The organism is Staphylococcus agnetis, from assembly GCF_002901865.1.
GTDB classification, from domain to species: Bacteria; Bacillota; Bacilli; order Staphylococcales; family Staphylococcaceae; genus Staphylococcus; species Staphylococcus agnetis.
Window position 1 is genome coordinate 46,178 of the sequence record NZ_PPQF01000026.1, and the last position, 9,886, is coordinate 56,063.

Annotated in this window: 9 protein-coding genes; 2 read left to right on the top strand and 7 right to left on the bottom strand. The window is 33.0% G+C overall.

Annotated features, from left to right (window positions below):
* Positions 1-245 precede the first annotated feature (245 nt).
* Entirely contained in the window at positions 246-1,883 is a 1,638-nt protein-coding gene (locus tag CD172_RS05280) for an alpha-keto acid decarboxylase family protein (RefSeq protein ID WP_103345676.1), read from the bottom strand.
* 751 nt (positions 1,884-2,634) lie between these two features.
* Here CD172_RS05280 and CD172_RS05285 point away from each other — a divergent pair.
* Both CD172_RS05285 and CD172_RS05290 read left to right on the top strand, forming a co-directional pair.
* Complete coding sequence (locus CD172_RS05285; RefSeq protein ID WP_103345677.1) at positions 2,635-3,762, top strand: PucR family transcriptional regulator; 1,128 nt, start codon at positions 2,635-2,637, stop codon at positions 3,760-3,762.
* A gap of 138 nt (positions 3,763-3,900) precedes the next feature.
* Positions 3,901-4,308, top strand: a complete 408-nt coding sequence (locus tag CD172_RS05290) for a hypothetical protein (protein ID WP_225906106.1) — start codon at positions 3,901-3,903, stop codon at positions 4,306-4,308.
* A gap of 32 nt (positions 4,309-4,340) precedes the next feature.
* Here the strand turns inward: CD172_RS05290 and CD172_RS05295 are convergent, their stop codons facing one another.
* The 6 genes from CD172_RS05295 to CD172_RS05320 form a co-directional block, all read right to left on the bottom strand.
* On the bottom strand, positions 4,341-4,724 hold the full coding sequence (locus CD172_RS05295; protein WP_037567245.1) for an NUDIX hydrolase: 384 nt from the start codon (positions 4,722-4,724) through the stop codon (positions 4,341-4,343).
* A gap of 66 nt (positions 4,725-4,790) precedes the next feature.
* Positions 4,791-5,939, bottom strand: a complete 1,149-nt coding sequence (locus CD172_RS05300; RefSeq protein ID WP_103345678.1) for an FAD/NAD(P)-binding protein — start codon at positions 5,937-5,939, stop codon at positions 4,791-4,793.
* 157 nt (positions 5,940-6,096) lie between these two features.
* Entirely contained in the window at positions 6,097-7,233 is a 1,137-nt protein-coding gene (locus CD172_RS05305) for a DegT/DnrJ/EryC1/StrS family aminotransferase (protein ID WP_103345679.1), read from the bottom strand.
* A gap of 5 nt (positions 7,234-7,238) precedes the next feature.
* Positions 7,239-7,856: an acetyltransferase gene (locus tag CD172_RS05310; RefSeq protein WP_103345680.1), complete on the bottom strand. Its 618-nt coding sequence runs from the start codon at positions 7,854-7,856 to the stop codon at positions 7,239-7,241.
* Positions 7,856-8,446: a sugar transferase gene (locus tag CD172_RS05315; protein ID WP_103345681.1), complete on the bottom strand. Its 591-nt coding sequence runs from the start codon at positions 8,444-8,446 to the stop codon at positions 7,856-7,858. The genes CD172_RS05310 and CD172_RS05315 overlap by 1 nt, the downstream gene beginning before the upstream one ends.
* Positions 8,430-9,641 (bottom strand): glycosyltransferase family 4 protein, encoded by a 1,212-nt coding sequence (locus tag CD172_RS05320; protein WP_103345682.1) that lies wholly within the window; start codon positions 9,639-9,641, stop codon positions 8,430-8,432. Before CD172_RS05320 ends, CD172_RS05315 begins: the two co-directional genes overlap by 17 nt.
* Positions 9,642-9,886: the final 245 nt, after the last annotated feature.

Sequence of the window (9,886 nt, forward strand, 5' to 3'; positions counted from 1 at the left end):
CATTAACGCTTCAAAAAGGACGCGTTAACGTGGTGCCACCTTTATTAACATGTTTAAAACATGTTCACTTTTCACATTATTTAACTCTCAACCTTAAGATTGCCCAATTTCGCGATTGCGTTGTGCTAACTTCCATCACCCGTTAGCTTTCTGAACACTACAACATCAAACGTTACTTATCAATCCATTTAAGTTATTTGATAATTCATACTATACAGACATAGTTTTGACGTGTCAACACCCAATTATTTATTTTGAGTTGCGAATGCTTTCGCAATATTCGTCAATTTCTCTGGAGCATCATGTTTATCCATAAACACTTCAATCACATGCATAGATTGTGGTTGATCATTCACTTTATCCATAACTTCTTTTAATGCTTTAGACGTTGAAACTTGATACGTAGGCGTCTCTTTATGACCAAATACAGTTGGCAATAAATGATAGTCCCATTTTGAAATATCGTTGTACGGTTCATTTTCACCATGAATTTTACGTTCCACAGTATAACCATCATTATTGATAATAAAAATGATTGGGTGAATATTTTGACGCAACATTGTGGCCATATCTTGAACCGTTAATTGAAGTGAACCATCACCAATTAATAAAATATTGCGTCGATGACGGTCTGCAAGTTGCGTACCTAATGTTGCTGGGAATGTATAACCAATAGACCCCCATAAAGGTTGCCCAATAAACGTTACACCTTGTGGTAAGACTAAATCGTATGCTCCAAAAAATGACGTTCCTTGCTCAGCGATTAACACATCGTTTGGCTTAATAAATTGTTGCATTAACTCGAAATAGTGCTGTTGTGTAAGTGGTGCATCGTCAACGACAACTTCTGAATTAGAAGGGTGTTCACATTGTGGATATTCTCCATCAAAATGAGTATTCAGTTTTGACATTTGGCTCACAATTTCAGGTAATGCCATCGTTTCAACCGTTACTTCATCTACTTGAATATTTTTATGGTTTAACGTCACAATCTGTTCATCTGCAAATTGATAAGAAAAACCAGCCGTTGCCGAATCCGTTAATTTTGCACCTAAAGTAATCACTAAATCACTGTTATCGACATAATCTTTTATCGCTGGATGAGCAATGCTACCGTCATAAATTCCCATATAATTTGGGTGCGTTTCATCAAATGCTGATTTACCTAAAGATAATTGCGCAACGGGTAATCCGAGCTGATCCACTAGCACTTTAACTTCATTTTGTAAATGAAAACTATTTATTTCGTGACCAACAATGAGTGTCGGTTGCTTCGCCTGCTGTAATTTTTGTTCAAGCACAGTTAACCATTCAGTGGCAGTTGTTTCTTCTTTTGAATGTTGCTCTGTATCAGGCACGTCAATTTCAACCATCGCCGTATCAATAGGAAGATGGATATGAACTGGACGCTTTTCATCCAATGCTGCTTGAATGACGCGAGGAATTTCAGTTAGCGCATTCTCAGGTGTTATATAGGATTGAGCAACCGTAATATGTTGATACATTTTTTGATACACATCAAAAACACCTTCACCTAAAGAATGATGAACGTATTTACCCGCTTTTTCAACGACTGTTGTAGGTCCTCCAGTAATCGCAATCACTGGCACACGTTCTGCATAAGAACCAGCAATGCCATTCACAGCACTTAACTCTCCAACACCAAATGTAGTTACCATTGCACTTAATCCTTTAAGGCGCGCATAGCCATCTGCCGCATACGCCGCGTTTAATTCATTCGTATTGCCCACCCATTCTAATTTTGGATGGGCTACGATATCATCTAAAAATGCTAAGTTAAAATCTCCTGGTACACCAAAAATTGTATCCACGCCATGGCGTTCTATTTCATCAAATATAAATTGACTGATTTTCTTTTTCATGTGCTTCACCTTTTTCTCATTATTTGCTCCTAGTATAAATGAGTATACAAAAATAGTCAATTATATTGACCTTTAATAGATTTATGTTACATATCGTATAACTAATGCGACAACATACGTCACCTTTAGAACTTTATGTGATAGATATCAAAAAATCTTCACAACTCAATTGAATTTTGAAGATCTCGTCTTTTGTTCGTTTAGTAATTCAATCTCATTTTAACGATAACTTTACGAACGTATAAAGTGCGTTCCATACAAAATATTTAAGGGAGAATGTGAGGGAGAAAAATATAGAATGTTAGATATAATTGATATAATTGATTTGAATGAATTGGTTTGGAAATATAGAATTTGTAAACACATATTCACCTCACTTTTTAAGTAATCCACGCGAAATTAAGATGACATTATATGAAGAGGAAATTGTACACGAATACATTACATTTTGATTACACTTTGTACAGTATAATTGTATTAAAATTACAGTGAGTTTAAAAAAGTTTAATCCACTCTAAATTATGTTTAATCAGTATGATTTTGGATATTATTGGTATTGATATTCTAGAAAATGATTACCGTTTATTGTGAAATTGCACAATAGATTTGGGCAAATCATTCAAAGTTTTAAGTTTAAAATGTTAATATATTTCTATGCATAACATTACCAACGGTGCTTTTATGTGTGAAAATCCAATATATTTAGCATACACATGTGATACTACGACTAGATGGGGGATGGACGTTCAAAATGAGGAAAGAATATTGGGCACAAAAGACGATTAAGAAAACAGCATCTATCATTAAAAAAGATATCCTAATCACTAACCAAAGTGGTCAGGTTATTGCCGCTTCAACACCAAATTATTTAGGACAATCACATAAGGCTGCGCTCCATTCCGTTAATCGAAATGTTCCCATTGAGATTGAAGACGAGGATATGAAATTTTGGAATGTGGACAGTCCTTGTATCGTTACTCCTTTTGAACATGATAATACTGCTCATGGTACAGTAATCATCCTCGGACAACCTGATGAAATTAGAGACTATTCACGTTTATTAAAGTTAAATGCAGAATTCGTCATTAATCAAGAAAAAGGACGTGCTGAATCCTATAGCAACCAATTATCACGTACTCAAATGTTGTCTTATATATTATTCAATCAAGAGCGTCAAATTCAAAACTACAATCGCAAAGGCATTATTGACCAACTTGGATTAAATGAACAAACCGCTGTTGCGTTAATTCATATAGAAACAACGAGTAAATCTAAAATACGTAGTTTACGAGACGCTTTAGATAAATGGAAATTACCTACTGATGATGTCATTGAAACATCACCTCAAGATTATATTTACCTTTTTAAATCTAATAAACATCGAGGTACATCACTTAAAGCATTAAAGGACTTCATTTCAAATCAACAAGATGATATTTTGAAAAAAACGGTGATCACAATAGGCACATTCAATATGGGTGTTCAAGGACTTGTTCAGTCTTATAATGAAGCGATGTCTCTTCAAAAACTGATACGTACGTTACGCCATACGGATGGTGTACACACATATAAAGAGTATGAGTTAGAAACCATTTGCAATAACATCAGTTATTTCACACCAAGTAATGAAACGTCGCTGGTGACAAATTATAAGAAGTTATTAGATTTTGGTGAAGACAGATATTTAAATGAAACGGTTGAAGCCTATTTCCGCAATCATGGTAAGTTAGTTAAAACCGCGAATGACTTATTTATACATCGTAATACGTTAAATTATCGTATTAAAAAAATTCATGATATTACAGGATGGGACCCAAACACGATTGATGGCATCGTCCTTTTAAGAATTGCTCAAATGCTATATAAAAAATCTAAATAAGTTCTACTCGGTAAATAGTAATGGGGAAATTTTGGCATACATGTTTCCTTATTACTATTTTTTATTGAATAGTCCTTTGTAGTTTTAATTTTAAATTTGTAGTATCTTTAGGTAAACAGTGATGAGGAGCGACCACATATGATGAGAAAAATTAAAGAAAGCATCTTTAAAGTGATGGACAAACTTGGATCACGTGTGATGAATATCATATTTATATGTGGATTCATATTGATAATCTTGTTTGTAGGATTAGGTACTTTTATACCGGAATTGAATCGCCATACGTATGAAGGAAAAGTGGTTCAAAAATATGCAGAAAATCATAGTGTGACCACAGGTAAAACATACTATATAGAGGTAAAACAAGGGGATCAAATCATTAAAATTGAAAATGGTGATATATTATTACGTCAAAAATTTGATAGTCGTGATATTCAAAACCAAATTAAAGAAGGTCAACAAATCAAAGTGGATACGATAGGTTTTTACTTACCTAAGTGGGGATTTTATCCTAATTTAACTCATGTAGAACAAATCAAAAAATAATAGACACGCCCTAGGCTACATTGGGCGTGTCTTTATATTTCATACTGTTCAATCCATTTTAACACTGCTGGCGCGATGCGTGTATGATCATTCATATCCACCCAATCGATGTGCGTAATTTCAGACGCAATTTGAATTTCTGCCCAATCAATTGGAAATATTGTTCGGAAGCCATGTAATTCCGTGGTTTCATTCGGTTGTGGATAAGCAGGCCCCGTAACAGACCCAATATACTCAATATCGTTTTCAGTTAACTCTAATTGCAATTCTTCTTTCACTTCTCTTATAAGTGCCGCTTCTAAAGTTTCTCCAGGATCAATCTTCCCTCCTGGAAAATACATTTTATCACGATGACGCACTTCGACAAGTCTCAATGCATCACCTTGTCGATCCACTAAACACACACAACGTATCATTATGCAAACCCCCTTTGTACTGATTTATGATTAAAGTTTATCTAAAATACTTTGTGCTTTCAAAGGTTAGCTTGCGATATGATTCAGTTGTTGAAACGCTTCACCAATACGTAATGCAGCCTGACGTCCTCCCATAATATTACGTGCAAATGGACCCAGTTCTAAATCTGCCATCATTCCAGCAACGTACAATTGTGGCAACCATTCCAATTGAAAATTCGTTTTTGGAAAGCCTTCTATACATTCTGCTTCATGCATATGACAAAGTTGTTTCATTAAAGGTTGTTCCATCACATCATATTTAAAGCCTGTCGCAAGTAAAATATGATCATATTTAATTCTTTCAGACTCTGTTACAATATGATGTTCATCACAGCGTTGTATTGGGTTTTGATGTATGATCAGACGGCCTTCTTGTTGAAAGTGTTTTAACGCCATAATCATATCTCTTGGCATCGACCCTTTATGTCGTTCATATTTATTTATTTTAATACGTTCAGATAAATCAGTTTCTTGTTGGAATCCACGCATTTTCTTAGGCCCCAACCAAGCGGGATCTGCATCAAAATCGAACATTTCAAAGTCTTTTTTCATCCATAAATGTATCACTTGGTTTGGATTATCTTGAATAAGTTTTAATGTTAAATGGCCCGCGGAGATACCACTTCCTACAACATGTGACGCATGATAATAAGGCGCTGTTTCTCTATCATGAATATGTGTAACGTGAGGCTTATTTTTAAATATGTCTGGTACAAAAGGATGATGATGCGTGCCCATCGCTAAAATCACGTGGTCTCCAGTGACCCATTCACCTTTTTGTAAGCGTACATGCCATATACCATTCTCTCGTTTTATATCTATAGCAGTATCTTGAATATGACACGCTTCTAGATTGTAATGTGTTATCCAATGTTGAGTATGATCGAAAAACATATCTAAGCGCGGCCTTTGATGACGCCCTTTAAAAGGTTGGGCATAGTCTTCATCTCGCGCAAAGCGTTTTAGATCAAATGGCGCTGGATGACAATGGTGCACAATGGGTGAACGCAAATATTCCATACCGATGCGCTTCGTTTGCACTTCAAATTGCGCCATCAGTGTACGATGTGGATCGATAATATTTAAATTTTCATTAGATAAACCTAATGTTTTTAAATGAATTGCAATTGTTGTGGCTTGAACACCGCCACCTATGATTATCCATTTGGACATCAAAACACCTCATTTTAAATCGTAATCATTATGCTTTATAAATGATAATGGATTTCAATTAGAATTGCAACTCATAAAAAAAGCACTAGAAAGCGTGACCGATTTCTAGTACTCTTCATTATTTATTGATTTAATGTTGCTTGCATAACACTGTAGATTAGTTACTCAATAAGTTTTTAATTATGGAAATGACACGTTGCTGTTGGTCTTCACTCATATCCGAACCAGATGGTAGGCATATACCATTCTCAAATAAATTTTTAGCATTATCGTTTGAATCATATATATAATCGTATTGTTTATATAATGGTTGTAAATGCATTGGTTTCCAAACAGGCCTTGCTTCAATATTTTCAGTCAATAGTTTTTCCATAATTTCATTGACTGTAATTCCTGTTTGATGAGGATCAACGGTTAAAGCGGTTAACCATCGATTTCCTATAGTATTAGAGAGCTCTGGCTGAAATGAAAAACCTTCAATTTCAGAGAAAGCCTCATTATATTTTTGATAAATCTCTCTTCGTCTTTTAACTCTTTGATTTAAAACTTCCATTTGACCTCGACCAATGCCTGCCGAAATATTACTCAACCTATAATTATATCCCAACTCGCTATGTTGGTAGTGTAAAGCTTTATCCCTAGCTTGAGTAGATAAAAATAAAGCATGATCTAAATTGTGCCGATTTGATACAAGCATCCCGCCACCACTTGTAGTGATAATCTTATTACCATTAAATGAAAATATTCCGTAATCACCAAAAGTGCCACTCATTTGATTATTAAAGCTTGCTCCCAATGATTCCGCAGCATCCTCAATTAATCTAACACCATATTTTTCACATATCGATTGAATTTCATCAATTTTCGCCATTTGACCATAAAGATTTACAACTATAACTGCTTTTGGAATTATACCTTTCTCTGAATACTTTTCAAATGCTTTTTCTAATGCTACAGGTGACATATTCCATGTTTCTAAATCAGAATCTATTAATACAGGCTCAGCTTTTAGATATAAAACTGGATTGGTAGTCGCACAAAATGTTAATGATGAACAAAATACCACATCACCTTCTTCTACACCACTTTCAATTAAGGCTAGATGGATAGCTGCAGTCCCACTACTTAAAGCTAATGCGTTGGGTACATTGATGTAAGATTTAACGGATTTTTCAAATTCATTCACATTTTCACCTAGCGGAGCTATCCAATTCTGTTCGAATGCTCTATCAATATAATATTTTTCTCTCCCACCCATATGTGGTCTCGATAAAAATATTCTTTCATTCTCCATAACTATCACTCCTTTGGTTTAGCTGGTGTACCAATCACAGTGGTACAAGCTTCTACATTTGTTACAACCGTAGCACCTGAACCCACTATAGAATTGTCACCTACCTCTTTTAAAGGATTTACTACTGCTTTTGCACCTATATGTACACTCTTACCAACAATTACACCTCCAGTTAAGGTGGCATTTGGCGAAATATGTACATAATTAGATAAAATATTATCATGTTCTACTATTGCACCTGTGTTAATAATAGCATGATCACCTATTGTTGCATCTGCATTAATTACCACATTTGCCATTACTACAGTTCCAAATCCAATTTTCACACTTGAGCTTATAATTGCTGAAGGATGAATTAACGTAGCATATTGATTAATAGGAATGTCGCTATTTAAATAAATTTTTTCACGTACATAATTGTTTCCTATAGCTATACAAAAATAATAGTTATTTCTATATTTGTGAATGTTGTTTAAAGAGTCAAAAAAAATATTGTCTTTTACAAAATACTCATTTATCTTACCATCAAGGTAACCGGCTAATTGATATTCTTCACTTAATGAAACAATATCTCTAATAACTTTTGCATGACCACCATTTCCTATTAGTACGAGTTTTTTCATTAATTATTACCTCTAAATTTTTCTACTGTGACGTGATCTTTAGCGGAAATGTCTTTCTTTTGTAATACTTTTAAGAAAGTTTTATATAGAATATACAAATCTAATTTAAATGATTGATTTTCAACATACCAAACATCTAATTTAAATTTTTGATCCCATGTTATCGTATTGCGTCCATTTATTTGAGCCCAACCAGTTATTCCTGGTTTAACATTATGTCTTTTACGTTGTTCATCATTATATAAAGGAAGATAATCCATTAACAATGGTCTAGGTCCCACTAGACTTAAATCTCCTTTTATAACATTCACTAATTGAGGCAATTCATCAATACTTGTATTTCTAATCATAGAACCTATTTTAGTCATTCTTTGATGGTCTGGTAATAGTTCACCTGTAGCATCTTTAGCATTTGTCATGGTACGAAATTTATAAAGCTTAAAAGGAAAACCGTCTTTACCAGGTCTTTCTTGTTTAAATAGTACACCTTTACCGATAAAGATTCTTATTAATAAACTTGTTAAAATATATATAGGCAAAGAGTAAATAAATATTAATGAGGCTATAATCAAATCAAAGCATCTTTTCATTTTTATACCTCCGTATCTCATTAATCATTCTATCGACATTATCTTCAATTTTAAAATCCCGATTGAAAAATGATTTAGCATTTCCTGATAAATTTTCATATAAATCCATGTCAGACGTTAATTTATTGATATTATCTATAAGTAAATCAGTATTTTTAGAATTACTTGAAAAACCTACATTATTATTTTTGATTTCTGAAGAAATATCAGTACAGTCATCAACACTTGCTATAACCGGTTTACCTAAGGAAAGATAACTTGTGAGGCGTGACGGATAATTAGGTATTGTAAATCTCTCATCTAAAAATATCATGCCAATGTCACTATGGTTTAACAATGCATCATACTCTCTTTTAGGCAATTGATCTAAAACAAAAACATCCTTAATATTTTTTGCTGCAGCTTTGACATCATTAAATCTAGTCCCACTACCAATGATAATCAAGTTAGCATTTTTTACTTCATTAAATCTTTTTATAAATGCTATTATGTTTTTATACCCTTGTGGTTCTCCTATATTACCACCATAAATTAAGATTTTTTTATTAATATCGATACCATATTTTATTAATACACTCCGGTTGCTTGAACTTAAATTCATTTCATAAATAGAATTCCTAAATATATGAATTTTTTCGGGTTTAACATTACTATGTTTGATGATATAATTTTTGTTTTCCTTTGACATAACCCCTATTAAATCAGAAACCTTATAAGTATTTAACTCTTTTTTTCGGAAGAATTTATATAATATGCTATTATTCTTTATCATTTGTATGTCAACGGCATTTTGCGGAAAAATGTCTTTTAACATTAAATAGGTTATTGCATTATAATCTTTCTTAAGCTTTGTAATCAATTTAGAAAATGTAATTGGAGGTGTCGAATATACTATTAAGTCAAATGAAATGTCTTTATAAAAATCTTTAATTGCTTTATTAAATTGAGACTGAAGCTTGAGTTGGTTAATTCCTTTTTTTAACTTTGATGTTTTAGTTACGTTACCTGTTTTCACACGTAATATTTTCACATTATCTTCATCTACTAAATACGTTTCCCTATTTTCTCGGCTTTCAATAGGTGTAACTACAAAAACATTATTCCCTCTTCTAGAGATTTCATTAATAAAATCTTGATAAATTCCCTCTTCGCTTTTCGAATTAATTTTAACCATTGTTAGAAATAAGATGTTCATAGCATAACCTCAAATCGAATTTATTTATAAAAATAACTTACAAAGACTCTCTTAATATCAATAATGCTTTCAATTACAACTTAAAAGGGGGATATTATACAAAGGGGTGTGACGAAATTAAAAATCTAATGTTGCTTCTTTATATAATTTATCTTTTTATTGTACTTCGTTACTTGTATAGGTATCACAGTCTTTGACTCCTATATAAGTTAGTAAGAATACTTTAATAACATTAGCTATAAGAG